General features: G+C 66.3%; 14 protein-coding genes and 1 rRNA gene. 5 read left to right on the top strand and 10 right to left on the bottom strand.

What is annotated here, in order from left to right:
- Positions 1-175: 175 nt before the first annotated feature.
- Positions 176-288 (top strand): 5S ribosomal RNA (rrf, locus tag BM013_RS26280).
- 100 nt (positions 289-388) lie between these two features.
- Here rrf and BM013_RS26275 read toward each other — a convergent pair.
- The 5 genes from BM013_RS26275 to hppD all read right to left on the bottom strand — a co-directional run bounded on the left by BM013_RS26275 (position 389) and on the right by hppD (position 6,037).
- Positions 389-1,321: an MBL fold metallo-hydrolase gene (locus tag BM013_RS26275; RefSeq protein ID WP_093130594.1), complete on the bottom strand. Its 933-nt coding sequence runs from the start codon at positions 1,319-1,321 to the stop codon at positions 389-391.
- Complete coding sequence (locus BM013_RS26270; RefSeq protein WP_093130593.1) at positions 1,322-3,016, bottom strand: AMP-binding protein; 1,695 nt, start codon at positions 3,014-3,016, stop codon at positions 1,322-1,324.
- Between the two features lie 139 nt (positions 3,017-3,155).
- Positions 3,156-4,031 carry a phenylalanine 4-monooxygenase gene (phhA, locus tag BM013_RS26265; RefSeq protein WP_093130592.1) on the bottom strand — a complete coding sequence of 292 codons (876 nt, stop codon included), beginning with the start codon at positions 4,029-4,031 and terminating at the stop codon, positions 3,156-3,158.
- A gap of 19 nt (positions 4,032-4,050) precedes the next feature.
- Complete coding sequence (locus BM013_RS26260) at positions 4,051-4,872, bottom strand: transporter substrate-binding domain-containing protein (protein WP_093130591.1); 822 nt, start codon at positions 4,870-4,872, stop codon at positions 4,051-4,053.
- A gap of 37 nt (positions 4,873-4,909) precedes the next feature.
- Positions 4,910-6,037 carry a 4-hydroxyphenylpyruvate dioxygenase gene (hppD, locus tag BM013_RS26255; RefSeq protein WP_093130590.1) on the bottom strand — a complete coding sequence of 376 codons (1,128 nt, stop codon included), beginning with the start codon at positions 6,035-6,037 and terminating at the stop codon, positions 4,910-4,912.
- Between the two features lie 151 nt (positions 6,038-6,188).
- On the opposite strand from hppD, the gene BM013_RS26250 reads away from it, so the two are divergent.
- The 4 genes from BM013_RS26250 to lnt all read left to right on the top strand — a co-directional run bounded on the left by BM013_RS26250 (position 6,189) and on the right by lnt (position 10,051).
- Entirely contained in the window at positions 6,189-6,662 is a 474-nt protein-coding gene (locus BM013_RS26250) for an Lrp/AsnC family transcriptional regulator (protein WP_093130589.1), read from the top strand.
- 108 nt (positions 6,663-6,770) lie between these two features.
- A complete protein-coding gene (locus BM013_RS26245) occupies positions 6,771-7,499 on the top strand; it encodes a GNAT family N-acetyltransferase (RefSeq protein WP_093130588.1) in 729 nt (242 codons plus the stop codon).
- 99 nt (positions 7,500-7,598) lie between these two features.
- Positions 7,599-8,477 carry an HlyC/CorC family transporter gene (locus BM013_RS26240; protein WP_093130587.1) on the top strand — a complete coding sequence of 293 codons (879 nt, stop codon included), beginning with the start codon at positions 7,599-7,601 and terminating at the stop codon, positions 8,475-8,477.
- On the top strand, positions 8,477-10,051 hold the full coding sequence (gene lnt, locus BM013_RS26235) for an apolipoprotein N-acyltransferase (protein WP_093130586.1): 1,575 nt from the start codon (positions 8,477-8,479) through the stop codon (positions 10,049-10,051). Before BM013_RS26240 ends, lnt begins: the two co-directional genes overlap by 1 nt.
- A 21-nt stretch (positions 10,052-10,072) precedes the next feature.
- Here the strand turns inward: lnt and BM013_RS26230 are convergent, their stop codons facing one another.
- The 5 genes from BM013_RS26230 to BM013_RS26210 all read right to left on the bottom strand — a co-directional run bounded on the left by BM013_RS26230 (position 10,073) and on the right by BM013_RS26210 (position 15,126).
- Positions 10,073-11,443: an FAD-binding oxidoreductase gene (locus BM013_RS26230; RefSeq protein WP_093130585.1), complete on the bottom strand. Its 1,371-nt coding sequence runs from the start codon at positions 11,441-11,443 to the stop codon at positions 10,073-10,075.
- 8 nt (positions 11,444-11,451) lie between these two features.
- Entirely contained in the window at positions 11,452-12,273 is an 822-nt protein-coding gene (locus tag BM013_RS26225) for an ABC transporter permease (protein ID WP_093130584.1), read from the bottom strand.
- Positions 12,270-13,106, bottom strand: coding sequence for an ABC transporter ATP-binding protein (locus tag BM013_RS26220; RefSeq protein WP_093130583.1), 837 nt, complete (start codon positions 13,104-13,106; stop codon positions 12,270-12,272). The genes BM013_RS26225 and BM013_RS26220 overlap by 4 nt, the downstream gene beginning before the upstream one ends.
- 76 nt (positions 13,107-13,182) lie before the next feature.
- A complete protein-coding gene (locus BM013_RS26215) occupies positions 13,183-14,163 on the bottom strand; it encodes an ABC transporter substrate-binding protein (RefSeq protein WP_093130582.1) in 981 nt (326 codons plus the stop codon).
- Positions 14,164-14,262: 99 nt separating this feature from the next.
- The gene (locus BM013_RS26210) at positions 14,263-15,126 is read right to left on the bottom strand and encodes a creatininase family protein (protein ID WP_093130581.1); all 864 of its coding nucleotides are present in this window, start codon (positions 15,124-15,126) and stop codon (positions 14,263-14,265) included.
- Positions 15,127-15,132: the final 6 nt, after the last annotated feature.

The following is a 15,132-nucleotide window of genomic DNA, read 5'->3' as shown; positions in this document are numbered from 1 at the left end:
TAATGCGTTAAGCTAACTGATACTAATTGCTCGTGCGGCTTGACCCTATAACTTTGATCAGTCTGATCAAGGTGTTATGCCAAGTTGACGCATTCAAAATAATTCGCCAAAAGCTGATTCCAAACTCTATGAATTCGTTTGATTGATCACGTGATCAGTCAGACAACCCTTTATGCCTGATGACCATAGCGAGTTGGTACCACTCCTTCCCATCCCGAACAGGACAGTGAAACGACTCAGCGCCGATGATAGTGCGGGTTCCCGTGTGAAAGTAGGTCATCGTCAGGCTCTTACAGCCCAGAAAACCCCAGTCAGCATTGACTGGGGTTTTTTGCTTTGCGGGTACAGAATTGGCTTGCAGATATCCATTGCTCGTTCGACGAGCAATTCAGGCATTGCGAATATGCGATCCGTCCATTTCGGCAGCGCCCACAGCCACAAGCTCCCCCAGGATGTCGCCGGTCAGCAGATCCAACTGGATATCACCGAAGAAGCGCGCCCGGATGTTCTCGAGATAGGGTGTACGCCGCAGCCAGCCGTTCCATTCGTCGCGACTGATCGACTGCATTTCAAGCAGCTTGAACTTCATCAGCACCTTGATCGCGTGACGCGCATGCTTCACTGGATCGCGGCGAAGTCCGTCCAGCCGGCGGCGCGCAACAGACAGCGCTTTGCCGACCTCATCGAAGACCGCCCCGTGACCTGGTATCACCTGCAGCGGTGAAAGCCGCTCGATCAAATCCAGCGTCGCAGCCATGTCTGCGAAAGACGGCTCGCCGGCCAGCTCCGGAAACGCGATGCCGAAGCCGTTCTCCCAAAGTGCGTCTGCTGAAATCAGCGTTCGCGACTCCGGCTCGAACAAGATGACGGAGTGCGGATCGTGCCCCGGCGCCGCGTGCACCTGCCATGGCCGGTCGCCAAGCATGCATTCCTTGCCGGGCCGCAACAAACCCGTCGGATAAAAGCGCGGACAGGTCTGCCCGGTCGCCGCAAAGCTGAGTCCCTCTTCGTCCCAGCGCTCGACAAGCGCCGCGTCTCCCGGCGGAATGTCGATGCGAACGTCGGGATACCGCGCCTGCAGCGCCGCATTCCCTCCGCAGTGATCGCTGTGAAGATGCGTATTCAGAACACGATCGAGCGGCCGCGCACCCAATACCGACGCCACGAGCGCCAGCGTCTGATCGGCGTGCGTCGCATAACCCGTATCGACAACCGCAGTCTCATCCGCCCCGACGAACAGGACATTGTTCGAAGACAGCCACCCGCGCTCGAAAACCACCACATTCGCCGGCAGCCCGGCGCTCGCTGACGCCTGGCTCATTCAGGCGTTCGCGCTCGTGCGGAGTTCGCGCCGCAGGATCTTCCCGACGTTCGTCTTCGGCAGCGAATCGCGAAACTCGATATGCCTCGGCCGCTTGTAGCCCGTGAGTTGCGAGTGGCAGTACTGCAGCACGGCATCCTCGGTCAGCGCCGGATCCCGGCGCACCACGAACACCTTGATGGCCTCGCCCTGCTTCTCGTCCGGCACGCCGACAGCCGCGCATTCCACCACGCCAGGGCACAACGAAATCACGTTCTCTAGCTCGTTCGGGAACACGTTGAAGCCGCTCACCAGGATCATGTCCTTCTTGCGGTCGACGATGCGGCTGTAGCCATCTTCCTGCATCACGGCGATATCGCCCGTCCGCATGAAGCCATCTGCAGTGAACGCCGCGGCCGTCTCGGCGGGCTGGTTGTAATAGCCGGTCATCACGTTCGGCCCCTTGATGCAGAGCTCCCCCGATTGGCCGACGGGCAGCGAGTTGCCATCGTCGTCCTTGACCGCGATCTCGATGCTCGGCAGCGGCAGCCCAATGGTGCCGGTGAACTCGGTGTTCGACACCGGGTTGTTGGTGCCGATCGCACAGGTCTCGCTCATGCCCCAGCCCTCGATCATCGGGCAGCCCGTGGCCTCGAACCACTTGCGCGCCGTGCCTTCGGAAGCCGCCATACCGCCCGCCTGCGAGACGAACAGCGTCGAGAAATCGATGGTCTTGAACTCCGGATGCATCAGCAGCGCATTGAACAGCGTGTTCACCGCGGGCAGCATGTGGAAGGGCCGCTTCTTCAGCACCGCGATGAACTTGTTGAAGTCCCGCGGGTTCGGAATCAGCGTCATGTGCGAGCCCTGGCGGATCACCAGCAGGCACAGCGTCAGCGCGAAGATGTGATACAGCGGCAGCGCGGCGATGCTGTTGACCTTGGCCAGGTCGCCGGCGCGAGACAGCGCCGGCGTGAACCAGGCCTCGGCCTGCAGCGTTGCCGCGACGATGTTGCGATGGGTCAGCACCGCGCCTTTGGACAGGCCGGTCGTGCCGCCCGTGTACTGCAGGAAGGCGATCGAATCGAGCGTGCTGCTGTCGGCACCGAGCGTGCGGCCGCGGCCTTCGGAGATCGCTTGCGTGAACGCCGTCACCGAGCGCCCCTCGTCCAGCGGCAGCTTGTACGCCGGCACCATCTTCGCCAGGTGCCGCACGGCCGTGGTGATCCAGGCGCCGTACAGGCCGCCCAGCAGGTCGCCCATCGACGTCACGACCACGTGCTTCACGGGCGTGCGCTCGGTCACCTTCTCGAGCGTCGATGCAAAGTTTTCAAGAATGACGATGGCCGTCGCGCCCGAGTCCTTGAGCTGGTGCTCGAGCTCGCGCGCCGTGTACAGCGGGTTGACGTTCACGCAGGTGAACCCCGCGCGCAGCACGCCGCACATCGTCACCGCGAACTGGGGGATGTTGGGCAGCATGATCGCCACGCGCGCGCCCGGTTCGAGCCCGCGCGACTGCAGCCACGCACCCAGCGCCGTCGACAGCGTGTCGAGCTCGCGGTAGGACATCCAGCGCTCCATGCACACCGAGAACGGCCGGTCGCCATAGCGGCCGAACGCTTCGTCGAACATGTGGGGCAACGAACGGTACTGCTCGGGATGAATCTCGTGCGGTACGCCGGCCGGATAGTTGGATTGCGCGGATGTTGTCTGCATGCAAGCTCCTTTGGCGCGGATTGTGGAAGGCAGTGCGCCTTCGCCGCCAGCGGGCTTGTCCTAGGGAGCAGGTGCCGGCTGTCGCGCCCGCGATAGCCGCGGGGCGACCCTCAGGCGGCAAACAGCCGCCGTGACGCCGTCAGGCCTTGCCGGACTCGCCCGGCAGCAGCACGCCGGCCTCGATGTCGGTCGCAACCTGGAGCGATTCGTACAGCGGCGCGAAGTCGGGCTCGGTGAGGTCGAACAGCTGCGCAAAGCTGTCGATCACGAAGTAGTTGGCCTGGTAGGTGTCGATCTTGTAGCGCGTGCGCATGGCGCGCAGCAGGTCCAGCGGCAGCCGGCGCGGCTCGTCGCTGAGCACCGCGTGCTTCAGCTCGCCGACCGAGCTCAAAATGCCGGCGCCATAGGCGCGCAGGCCGTCCGGCTGGCGGATCAGGCCGAACTCCACGGTGTACCAGTAGAGCCGCGCCAGCTTCTCGCCGGCGCCCAGCTCGTGCGCCTTGATGCCGCCCGCGCCGTAGCGCTGCACGTAGTCGGCGAAGGTCGGGTCGAACAGCATCGGCACGTGGCCGAACAGGTCGTGGAACACGTCGGGCTCGACGATGTAGTCGAACTCCTCGGGCTTGCGGATCCAGTCGGTCACCGGGAACTTGCGGTTCGCCAGCAGCGTGAAGAACGGCAACTCGGGAATCAGCCCCGGCACCGCCACGATCTCCCAGCCGGTGGCGCGATGCAGCCGCTCGTTGAGCTCATCGAAGCGCGGAATGCGGTCCTTCACGCCGAGCGAAGGCAGGGCATCGATGAAGGCGTCGCACGCCAGGCCGGGCAGCTGCGCGGCCTGGCGCTCGTAGAGCCGCTTGTAGGTGTCGTGGTCGGCCGCCGTGTAGCTGGCCCAGTCCTGCGGGCAGGTGTAGTCGGCCATCACCTTGCCGCCGCGCGAGTAGTCGCCCCGGGGCGGGCGGTCGGAAGCGCCGTAGACGGCGGGGGTGACAACAGCGGCGGCAGGGGTGTCCATGGGAAACGATCTTGAGGGGTTACTTGAGCCAGCGGTCCATCGTGCGCTGGAAGTCGCCGCCGGCCTGCTGCAGGTGCAGCCATTGGTCGACGTACGATTTGAAGGCCACGTCGTCGCGCGGCAGCATCCAGGCCATTTCGCCGTACTGCAGCGGCTTGTCGGGGTTGATCGCGCACAGGCCCGGCTTGAGCTTCTGCTGCGTGATGGCCTCGGCCGCTTCGGTCACGAACACGTCGGCGCGGTTGGCAAGGATCTCGTCGAAGATCGTCACGTTCTCGCCGTGCAGCGTGAGCCTGGCCTGCTTGAAATTGGTGCGGGCAAAGCGCTCGTTGCTGCCGCCCGGATTGAAGATGACGCGCACCGACGGCTGGTCGATGGCGGCCACGCTCTGGTACTTGGCCACGTCCGCGCAGCGCGCGATGGGCGTCTTGCCGTTGACCATGTAGGGCGCGCTGAAGAAGGCGCGCTTCTGGCGGTCGGTGGTGACCGACACACCGCCCACCGCGATGTCGCACTTGCCGGCGGCCAGGTCGGGCAGCAGGTTGGCCCAGGTGGTCTTGATCCACTCGGGCCTGGCGCCCAGGCTGGCGCTGAAGCCCGTCATCAGGTCGACGTCGATGCCCTCGAAGGCGCCATCGGTCTTCTGGAAGCTGAAGGGCTTGTAGTCGCCCGGCGTGCAGATGCGAAGCACCGCGGTCTTCTGCACCTCGTCGAGGTGCGAGCCGGCCACCAGCGGCATGGCCGCCGGGGCCGGCGCTGAAGGCGACATCGCGCAGCCGGACAGAACGGCGGCCGTGGCCGCAATGGAAGTCAGACCGATCGAAAACTTGCAGCTGCGCATGCCGGGCTCCTTGTGCAAAAAATAAGGGAAGGAGCCCTTATTTTGCGGCGCTGAGCACGCCGCGGCGCATCTGGTCGAGCTCGATGCTCTCGAACAGCGCCTTGAAGTTGCCGTTGCCGAAGCCGTCGTCGCCCTTGCGCTGGATGAACTCGAAGAAGATCGGGCCGAGCTGGTTCTCGCTGAAGATCTGCAGCAGCAGCGCGTCCTTCTTGCCGTCGATCAGGATCTGGCGCTTCTTCAGATCGGCCACGCTTTCGCCGTGTTCCGGAATGCGCTTGTCCACCAGTTCGTAGTACGTGTCGATGGTGTCCAGCAGCGTGACGCCCTTGGCGCGCAACTCGTCGACCGTCTTGTAGAGGTCGTCCGAGCCCATCGCGATGTGCTGGATGCCCTCGCCCTTGTACATGTCCAGGTACTCCTGGATCTGGCCGGCCTGTTCCTTGCCCTCTTCGTTGATCGGGATGCGGATCTTGCCGCAGGGGCTGGTCATGGCCTTGCTCTTCACGCCCGTGACTTGCCCTTCGATGTCGAAGTACTTGATCTCGCGGAAGTTGAAGAGCTTCTCGTAGAAGCCGGCCCAGACGTTCATGCGGCCGCGGTAGACGTTGTGCGTCAGGTGGTCGATGTAGGTCAGGCCGTTGCCGAAGGGCGAAAGCGCCTGTTCCGGTGCCACGCCGGGCAGGGCCTCGAAGTCGACGTCGTAGAAGCCGATGTTGCCGATGTCGCCGGGCTTCGCGCCGTTCTTGCCGGGCCAGCGGTCCACCAGGTAGATCAGGCTGTCGCCGATGCCCTTGATGGCGGGGATGTTCAGTTCGCCGGGGCCTGCCTTGTCTGCAAAGCCCCATGCGCCCAGCGCCGTGGCGCGCTCGTACGCCTGCTTGGCGTCCTGCACGCGAAAGGCGATGGCACACACGCTGGGGCCGTGCTCGCGCGCGAATTTCTGCGCGAAGGAGTCGGGCTCCGCATTCAGGATGAAGTTGATCGTGCCCTGGCGGTACAGCAGCACGTTCTTGTGGCGGTGCTTGGCCACGGCGGTGAAGCCCATGCGCTCGAAGACCTTGCCCATGGCGACCGGATCGGGTGCCGCGTATTCGATGAATTCGAAGCCGTCGGTGCCCATGGGGTTGTCCCAGGGCGTGAAGGCGGGTGCGTCGGCTTGGCTCATGTGCAGTCTCCGAAGAAAAGTAAGGTGGGGATTTCGAAAAATAAGCCGCAAGGCGGCCGGTCATGCAATGTAGGCCGGATGGCTCTCAGGTTTTCTGCGTTTCCGGGCGCTCCCGATGGCTCTCGCGCAGTAAAACTGCAAGAATGGCGCAATGGAAGCACTGGACAAGATTGATAGGCTCATTCTGCGCACGCTGCAAGCAGACGGACGCGCAACCTACGACCAGATCGCCGAACAGGTGAGCCTGTCGCCCAGCGCGGTGCTGCGCCGGGTCAAGCGGCTGGAAGAGCACAAGATCATCGACCGCTACGTGGCGCTGGTGAAGCCGGAAGCCATCGGCCTCGGGCTGACCGCGTACCTCAACGTGCGGCTCGAAAAGCACACCGAGACCCACAAGCGCAACCCCATGGACCTGTTCCGCGCCAGCGTGCAGACCTGGCCCGAGGTGGTCGAATGCGCGGCGCTGACCGGTGACATGGACTACCTGCTGCGCGTGGTGGTGGCCGACATGGCCCACTACAGCCGCTTCATCATGGACACCCTGCTGAAGCACCCCAGCGTGGAAGACTGCAAGACCAGCTTCGTGCTCGACCGGGTCAAGGCGACCACCGCCGTTCCGGTTTAGCAACATCCGGTTGCGTGCGCGCCACGCAACCCGGGCACTCGGTCGCGAATGTGTCCCGGATTGCCCCTGCTGCCTTGATGATTAAGGGAAAACCCTTACATTCGAGGCATGCTCACCGCCAAGACCCTCCTCAAAGCGTCTCTCGGCCTTGGCTCTTTCCTGAAAGCGCCGATGGTTGAGGCGCAACCACGCGCCACCAGCGCGCCTCAACCCGTCATGGTGCCGATCCGCTCGATCGGCCCTCGCGAGCGCGAGCGCATCGCGCGCCACCTGCTCGACCTGACCCCGCACGACCGCTACCTGCGTTTCGGCTACGCGGCGGCCGACGAACAGGTGCAGCGCTACGTCGACAGCCTCGACTTCGAGCGCGACGAGCTCTTCGGCATCTACAACCGCCGCCTCGACCTGATCGCCATGGCCCACCTGGCCTTCGCGCCCGGCGACCAGCACAGCGACTGCGCCGAATTCGGCGTGTCGGTCTCGGCGCACGCCCGCGGCCGGGGCTACGGCGCCCGCCTGTTCGAGCGCGCCGTGGTCGTGGCCCGCAACGAAGGCGTGGGCATGCTCTTCATCCATGCGCTGAGCGAAAACGCCGCCATGCTGAAGATCGCGCGCAACGCCGGCGCCACCGTGGTGCGCAGCGGCGCCGAGGCCGAAGCCCACCTGCAGCTGCCCAGCGCCACCTTCGACAGCCGCATGAGTGAAATCGCCCTGGAGCACTACGCCGCGGTCGACTTCGCCCTCAAGAGCCGCGCCAAGCAGTTCTGGTCCTTCCTGGCCAGCCTGCAGGAAGTGCGCAGCGGCATGCGCGACGCCCGGCGCAAATCCGGTTCCTGAGCCCCGGCAAAGGCACCGCACGGCCTGTGACGCCCGTGCGATAGAGCCTGTCATGTGCAATCCGGTATCCTTGCGTCTCTTCAACTAAGCCCTCCCGCAGTGGCCGAACCTCACCCTGAACGCGCTCCCGTCGAACGGGAAGACAAGCGCGGCTTCCTCCAGAAGCTTGCCGAATTCATCCACCCCGGACCAGACTCGCGCGACGAGCTGATCGAAACCCTGGCGGACGCCGAGGACAACGAGGTGATCGGCGCCGAGTCGCGCGTGATGCTCGAAGGCGTTCTGCGCATGGCCGACATGACCGCCGGCGACGTCATGGTCGCCGCGCCGCGCATGGACACGGTGAACATCGACGCGCCCTACGACGCGTTGCTGCACCTCGTGATCGACACCGCGCACTCGCGCTTTCCGGTGTACGAGGGCGAAAAAGAAAACATCATCGGCATCCTGCTCGCGAAGGACCTGCTCAAGCTGCAGCGCGCGCCGGGCCTGAACATCCGCGCGCTGCTGCGCCCGGCCACGTTCGTGCCCGAGAGCAAGGGCCTGAACGACCTGCTGCGCGAGTTCCGCGGCAACCGCAACCACCTCGCCATCGTCATCGACGAGTTCGGCCGCGTGGCGGGCCTCATCACCATCGAGGACGTGCTCGAGCAGATCGTCGGCGAGATCGAGGACGAGTTCGACATCGCCGAGGACGAGGGCGACATCTTCGGCCTGGCCGACCACACCTACCGGGTGTCGGGCGACACGCCCATCGAGCGCGTGGCCGAGGCCTTCGGCATCGTGTTCGACGAAGAACAGCTCAGCGAAGACTTCGACACCATCGGCGGGCTGGTCGCGCACGAGATGGGCCACGTGCCCAAGCGCGGCGAGCACCACGCCATCGGCGGCTTCGACTTCGTGGTGCTGCACACCAAGGGCGGCGCGGTGCGCTGGTTCAAGGTGTCTCCGGCCCGCGGCGGCGACGCGGCCGACTGATGCGCGGCGCGCCAGTCTCTACCTCCGCCAACCTGTTCCGCCTGCTCGGCTTCGCTGCCGCGGGGCTCGCGCAGGCGCTGTCGATGGCATCGCCCGCGGGCGGCAAGCCGCTGTGGTGGCTGCAACTGCTGTCGCTCGGCGCCCTCGTCTGGCTGCTCGACGGCCTGCGCGCGCAGGGCGCGGGCTGGCGCCGCGCCGGCCTGCACGGCTGGCTCTTCTCGACCGCCTGGCTCACCGGCAGCTTCTGGTGGCTCTTCATCTCGATGCACACCTACGGCGGGCTGCCGGCGCCGCTGGCGGCCATTGCCGTCTTGGCACTGGCCGCGGCGCTGGGTCTCTACTACGCCGTGGCGGCCGCCTGGTTCGTGGTGCGCGGGCCCAAGGGACGGGTGACGGGCGCCGTCGTCTTCGCGGCGCTCTGGACGCTCGCCGAGCTCGTGCGCGGCAGCTGGTTCACGGGCTTTCCGTGGGGCGCCGGTGGCTACGCGCACGTCGAAGGGCCGCTGGCCGCGCTCGCGCCCTGGGTGGGCGTGTACGGCATCGGCGCGGCGGCCGCGCTGGCCGTGGCACTGGTCGCGCTGCGCCGGCCGTTGCGCGCGGCCGAGACCGCGCTGGGCGTGGCCCTGCTCGCCCTCGTGTTCGTCGCGCCGCAATTCGCCTCGCCGCTGCACAGCGAGGTGCAGGGCGACAAGGGCGCCACCGGCCAGCTGCAGTTCGCGCTGCTGCAGGGCAACATCCCGCAGGACGAAAAATTCATTCCGGGCGGCGGCATCGAGACCGCGCTGCGCTGGTACGGCGAGCAGTTGCGCGACGCCAAGGCCTCGCTCGTGGTGACGCCCGAAACCGCCTTGCCGCTGCTGCCGCAGCAACTGCCGGCCGGCTACCTCGAAGCCATCCAGGCGCGCTACAGCCAGGGCACGCAGGCCGCCATCGTCGGCCTGCCCATGACCGGGCTCGGCGGCCGCGGCACGTACAGCAACTCGGTGCTCGGCTTCCAGCCCGGCGCCGCACGCGCCTACAGCTACAGCAAGCACCACCTCGTGCCCTTCGGCGAGTTCATTCCCACGGGCTTTCGCTGGTTCATCCAGATGATGAACATCCCGCTCGGCGACTTCGAGCGCGGCGGCCTCGCGCAGGCGCCGTTCCTCTGGCAGGGCCAGCGCATCGCGCCGAACATCTGCTACGAGGACTTGTTCGGCGACGAGATCGGCGCCAACTTCAAGGACGAGGCCACCGCCCCCACCATCCTGCTCAACGTGAGCAACATCGCGTGGTTCGGCGATTCGGTGGCCATCGACGAGCACCTGTCCATCTCGCGCATGCGCGCGCTGGAGTTCGCACGGCCGATGGTGCGTGCCACCAACACCGGCGCCACGGTCGTCATCGACGCCACGGGCCGCGTCACGCACGAGCTGCCGCGCCTCACGCGCGGCGTGCTCGAAGCCAGCGTCGAAGGCCGCCGCGGCCTCACGCCCTATGCGCGCTGGGTGGCGCCCTTCGGGCTGTGGCCGCTGTGGATCGGGGCGATGGCCATCGTGGCCGCGGCCTTCGTGCTGCGCCGCCGCCAGGGCTGAAGCTCAGGCTGCTCAGGCTGCTCAGGCCGTGGGGGCCGCTTTCACCGGCCAGTCGCGCAGCTTGCCGGGGTTCAGCAGACCCATCGGATCGAAGCGCTCCTTCACCGCGATGACCTCCGGCGGCAGCGGCCCGCCGGCCTTGCCGTCTTCCACGATGTTCACGTGCGGGTTGTTGATGTGCACGTGGTGCGCACGGTGGATGTCGATGATCTCGTTCAGCCGCTCCTCGGTGCTGAAGCGCACCAGCTGCAGGCCGCTGCAGGTCATGAGCCCCGCCACGTTGCGGATGAACTCGGTGTGCATCATCACCTCGCCGCCCAGCAGCTTTTCCATCTCGACGATCTGCTCGACGTGCTTGCCGGGAATGAAGCCGCTCTGCAAATAGGTCAGGTTCGGGTCGATCTTCAGCGCGTGCAGCGTGGTGTGGTTCCAGGTGAACTCCATCAGCGTGCGGTTGCTCTTCTGCACCTCGGCGGCCGTCTTGCGGTAGCCCACGGTGCCGCCGTGCGCTTCCACCAGCAGCATCATGGCCGGCTCGCTCGATTCGGCCACCAGCGACAGCACCGTGTGGCAGCCCTTGGGCAGGCTCGCCGACAGTTGCGCCAGGTGATCGGAAATCGGCGCCGCGAAGAAAGAGACGCCGCGCTTCACGATGCCCGGCCCGTTCGCCAGCTTGTCCGCGAAGTTCAGCGCGTTCTCGAAGTTGTCGAAAGTCACGAGCGTCTCGAGCCACGGGTGCGCCGGTGCCAGCGCGATCTCCAGCTCCAGCACGAGGCCGTTGGTGCCCCACAGGTGGTGCATGCGCATGGCGTCGGGGCCGCGCAGCTCGACCATCTGCGGCTCGGCCTCGATGGTCATCGCGCGAATGCCGATCACGTTGCCCGGCGCGCTCAGCGGCCCGTAGTTGATCGAGCCCACGCCGCCGAAGCCGCCGCCGAACAGGCCGCCCAGCGTCGCGCTGCGGTAGGTCGAGGGCACGCAGCGCATTTCCTGTCCAGTGGGCTTGGTCTGCTTCTCGAGCTCGCCCAGGCGGATGCCGGCCTGCGCGCGCGCCACGCCGGGCTGCACCCACAGGCAGGCGTTGTAGCCCGTCATGTCCAGCACCACGCCGCCGGCCAGCGGCGTGGTCTGGCCGTAGTTGCCGGTGCCGCTGCCGCGGATGGTGATGGGCACGCCGCGGCGCGCGCAGGCGCCCACCACCGCGCGGATTTCTTCCTCGGTGCGCGGGCGCACGACCACGTCGGCGCGCTTGTCTTTCAGCTGGCGCGTGAGCACCGGGCTGAACCACGAGAAGTCCTGCGAGAGCCGCGTGACGCGGCCTTCGTCGGTGATCCAGTCGAGGTCGGGGAGTTCGAGCAGCAGCTGCTCGATCACGGAAACGGGAGCGTTCATGGTCTAGTTCAATCCTGGGAAAGTTCGCTCGCGTGCCACGAGCCCAGCGCCAGCTTGGTGAGCCAGGCCATCAGCACAAAGAGCGCGACACCGGTAAGGGAAATCAGCAGCAGGGCCGCGAACATGCGCGGAATGTTCAGCTGGAAGCCCGCCTGCAGGATCTGGTACGCCAGCCCCGCGCCCGAGCCGCCCGTGCCGGCGACAAACTCCGCCACCACCGCGCCGATCAGCGCCAGGCCGCTGGAGATGCGCAGCCCGCCGAAGAAGTAGGGCAGCGCGCTCGGAATGCGCAGGCGCACCAGCTGTTGCCAGCGCGTGGCGCGGTTCAGCTTGAAGTAGCTCTGCAGGTCGGGGTCGATGCTGCGCAGGCCCAGCGTGGTGTTGCTGATGATGGGGAACAGCGCCACCAGCGCCGCGCACACCGTCATGGCGGCCACCGGGTTCTTCACCCAGATGATGATCAGCGGCGCCACCGCCACGATGGGCGTCACCTGCAGCAGCACCGCGTACGGAAAGAGCGCGGTCTCGATGCGCTTGCTCTGCACGAACAGGAACGAGATGAGCACGCCCGCCACCGTGGCCAGCAGGAACGACAGCACCGTGATCTTCAGCGTGACCAGCAGCGCGCTGCCCAGCGGCGCCCAGTCGGTCACCAGCGTCTGCATCATCAGGTAGGGCGAGGGCACCAGGTAGGCCGGCAGCTCCATCGCCACCACCATCCATTGCCACAGCGCGACCAGCACCACGCCGATCAGCATCGGGTAGAGCACGCGCTGCACGCGCGGCTGGCTCAGCAGGGGAACGCGTTGCTTTCTTGCGGCGGCGGTCATCGTGCGGCCTCCTCGTCGTGGCTGCTGGCACGCAGCAGGCTGTCCTGCAGTTGCTTGGCTTGGCGCGCGAACGCGGGCGTCACCATGAAGTCGGCGCTGCGCGGGTAGGGTTCGTCGATGTGGAACTGTTCCACCACGCGGCCGGGCCGCGCGGCCATCATCACGACGCGGGTCGACAGGAACACCGCCTCGTGAATGGAGTGCGTCACGAAGATCACCGTGAGCTTCTTCTTGCGCCACAGCTCGAGCAGGTCGGCGTCGAGCTTGTGGCGCGTGATTTCGTCGAGCGCGCCGAAGGGTTCGTCCATCAGCAGCAGGTCGGGCTGCGTGACGAGGCCGCGCGCAATCGACACGCGCATCTGCATGCCGCCCGAGAGAGCGCGCGGCAGCGCGTTGGCGAACTTCTCCAGCCCCACCAGCGCGAGCGATTCCATCACCCGCGCATCGGCTTCCTTGCGCGGCACGCCGGCCAGGTCCAGCGGCAGGCGCACGTTGGTCTGCACGCTGGCCCACGGCATGAGCGTAGGCGACTGGAACACGAAGGACATTTTTCGTGCGCTGTCGTGCAGCTGGCTCACCGGCTTGCGCCACACCAGCAGGCGGCCGTCGCTGGGTTCGAGCATGCCCGCCACCATCTTCAGCAGCGTGCTCTTGCCGCAGCCCGAGGGGCCGAGCAGCGTGACGAATTCGCCTTCGGCGATCGACAGGTCCACCGGCAGCAGCGCCTGCGTGCCGTTGGGGTAGGTCTTTTCGGCCGACAGCACCTCGACGGCAGGCACGGCGGGTGTGAGTTCAGGCGGAGGCGCCAGGGTGTGGGGTTCGATGCGATTCATGCGTGGAGCCTTTCGAGAACGGCCGCGTGGCGCGGCCGCCTGGTTTCAGGGCAATGCCCAAACGTCGGGGCAGACCTCAGGGCAGGACCTTGGCGTCCTTGACGAACTCGGTCGTGTAGGTCTTGGCGAGGTCGACCTTGGCCGGGTCGAGCAGCTTGGCGCTCACCAGGAAGTCGTAGCTCGCCTTGGCGCGCGCATCGGTCATCACGCCGATGCCGAGCTTGGCCGCGTCGCCGCCGGTGATCATGCCCATCTCTTTCAGCTTGGCCACGCTGTAGGCCAGCTGGTCGTCGGTCATGTTGGGGTTGTCCTTCTTGATCAGCGCGTTGGCGGGCGCCGGATCGGCCAGGTAGCTCTTCCAGCCTTCGGCCGAGGCCTTCACGAAGGCGGCGACCTGCTTGTTGCGGTCCTTCAGCGTCTTCTCCATGCACGACACGGTGGTGGCGTACGCGGGGAAGCCGTGGTCGCTGAACATCAGCACCGTGCTCTTCACGCCGGCCTTCTGGATGGCGTAGGGCTCGGAGGTCAGGTAGCCCTGCTGCGCGGCGTTCTTGTCGGCCACGAAGGGCTGGATGTTGAAGGTGTAGGGGCGCGTCTGCTCGTCGGTGAAACCGAACTTGGTCTTCAGCCACGGCCAGTAGCCGCGTTGTGCCTGCGCGCCGATGAGCAGCGTCTTGCCCTTGAGGTCCTCGAACTTTTTCACGTCCTCATGGGCGATGAGCACCTGCGGGTCCTTCTGGAAGAAGGCGGCCACGTTCACCACCGGCACGCCGCCTTCGCGCACCTGCATCATCTGGATGTCGCTCGAACCCATGATGCAGTCGGCCTGGCCGGCGGCCATCATCTGCGTGATGTTGACCTGCGGGCCACCCATCTTGATGGTCACGTCCAGGCCGTACTTCTTGTAGATGCCCTGTGCCACCGCCTGGTAGAAGCCGCCGTGCTCGGCCTGCGCGTACCAGTTGGTCATGTAGGTGAACTTGTCCTCGGCCTGCGCGGGCGCGGCGAGGAAAGCGATGGCGGCGGCGCCGGCCAGGGACAGTGCGAAGGAGCGCATGGAGTAGACCTCTCGAAGGGGCGAATTGAAATGAAGAAACGGTGATCGGTGCGATGCAAATAGCGGGCCGCGCCTGGACTCGAGCGGCCTTCAACAGCCTCAGGCGGGCGTGAAGCTCTGCTGGATGAAACCGGTCTGGTGGCCGCGCTCCCAGGTGGGCTCGTCGCGCACCACCCACTGCAGCGCGTGCAGCTCGGTCAGCGCCTGCACCCAGCTGTCGGAGAGCGTGTCGAGGATGGCCTCGCCCTGTTCGCGCGTGGCCGTGGTCGGGTCGCCGATGACGCCGCTCGGGCCGAAGTCGCGCGCGGTCCAGGCGCAGGCCGGGCGGCCGTCGGCCGACAGCAGCTTGATGGGGAAGGGCGGCGGAAAGTTGGCCACCGCGCGCTCCATGTGCACCGTCTCGGGCGCCAGCGCGAGCATCAGCGCGGTCTCGGAATGGCCGGCGTGCATCGCGAGCTTCTTCTCCTGCTCGCTGACCTGCTTGCTGGCCGCGCTCGGCAGGCGCGACACGCCGTGCGGCACGATCACGAAGTCGCCATGGCGCAGGCGCAGTTCGCGCGCGGCCATTTCCAGCACCTGCGGCTGGCCGCCGTGGCCGTTGGCGAACAGCAGCTTGCGAAAGCCCGAGCGGTAGACCGACTCGCCGATCTCGATCACGGTCGACAGCAGCGTGGTGCCGGTGAGCGTCATGGTGCCCGGAAAGTGCAGGTGCTCTTCCGACTTGCCGTAGGTGATGGTCGGCAGCGCGAAGGCGCGCACGTCGGCCGGCAGCTTCTCCAGCGCCTTGCCCATCACGCCCGAGCAGATCACGCTGTCGACCGAGCACGGCAGGTGCGGGCCGTGCTGCTCGATGGCACCGCAGGGCAGCACGATGACCGTGTTCTCGCGGTCGGGCAGCGCGGCGATCTCGGTCCAGCTCAGGTAGGGCAGGAAGCGGTGGGGCGGAATGTAGCCGTGGAGCATGGCGGT

The organism is Variovorax sp. OK605 (genome assembly GCF_900115445.1).
Lineage (GTDB): Bacteria > Pseudomonadota > Gammaproteobacteria > Burkholderiales > Burkholderiaceae_C > Variovorax.
Note: the sequence above shows the minus strand (reverse complement) of the source record. Positions and strands in the feature narration are given on the sequence as shown.

What these genes read in the sequence shown, in the direction of transcription:
- hppD (WP_093130590.1), bottom strand. Translation starts at nt 6,037, where the DNA reads ATGAGCCAAGCCGACGCACCCGCCTTCACGCCCTGGGACAACCCCATG.
- BM013_RS26210 (WP_093130581.1), bottom strand. Translation starts at nt 15,126, where the DNA reads ATGCTCCACGGCTACATTCCGCCCCACCGCTTCCTGCCCTACCTGAGC.
- BM013_RS26225 (WP_093130584.1), bottom strand. Translation starts at nt 12,273, where the DNA reads ATGACCGCCGCCGCAAGAAAGCAACGCGTTCCCCTGCTGAGCCAGCCG.
- BM013_RS26230 (WP_093130585.1), bottom strand. Translation starts at nt 11,443, where the DNA reads ATGAACGCTCCCGTTTCCGTGATCGAGCAGCTGCTGCTCGAACTCCCC.
- BM013_RS26220 (WP_093130583.1), bottom strand. Translation starts at nt 13,106, where the DNA reads ATGAATCGCATCGAACCCCACACCCTGGCGCCTCCGCCTGAACTCACA.
- BM013_RS26245 (WP_093130588.1), top strand. Translation starts at nt 6,771, where the DNA reads ATGCTCACCGCCAAGACCCTCCTCAAAGCGTCTCTCGGCCTTGGCTCT.
- BM013_RS26275 (WP_093130594.1), bottom strand. Translation starts at nt 1,321, where the DNA reads ATGAGCCAGGCGTCAGCGAGCGCCGGGCTGCCGGCGAATGTGGTGGTT.
- BM013_RS26215 (WP_093130582.1), bottom strand. Translation starts at nt 14,163, where the DNA reads ATGCGCTCCTTCGCACTGTCCCTGGCCGGCGCCGCCGCCATCGCTTTC.
- BM013_RS26250 (WP_093130589.1), top strand. Translation starts at nt 6,189, where the DNA reads ATGGAAGCACTGGACAAGATTGATAGGCTCATTCTGCGCACGCTGCAA.
- lnt (WP_093130586.1), top strand. Translation starts at nt 8,477, where the DNA reads ATGCGCGGCGCGCCAGTCTCTACCTCCGCCAACCTGTTCCGCCTGCTC.
- BM013_RS26270 (WP_093130593.1), bottom strand. Translation starts at nt 3,016, where the DNA reads ATGCAGACAACATCCGCGCAATCCAACTATCCGGCCGGCGTACCGCAC.
- BM013_RS26260 (WP_093130591.1), bottom strand. Translation starts at nt 4,872, where the DNA reads ATGCGCAGCTGCAAGTTTTCGATCGGTCTGACTTCCATTGCGGCCACG.
- phhA (WP_093130592.1), bottom strand. Translation starts at nt 4,031, where the DNA reads ATGGACACCCCTGCCGCCGCTGTTGTCACCCCCGCCGTCTACGGCGCT.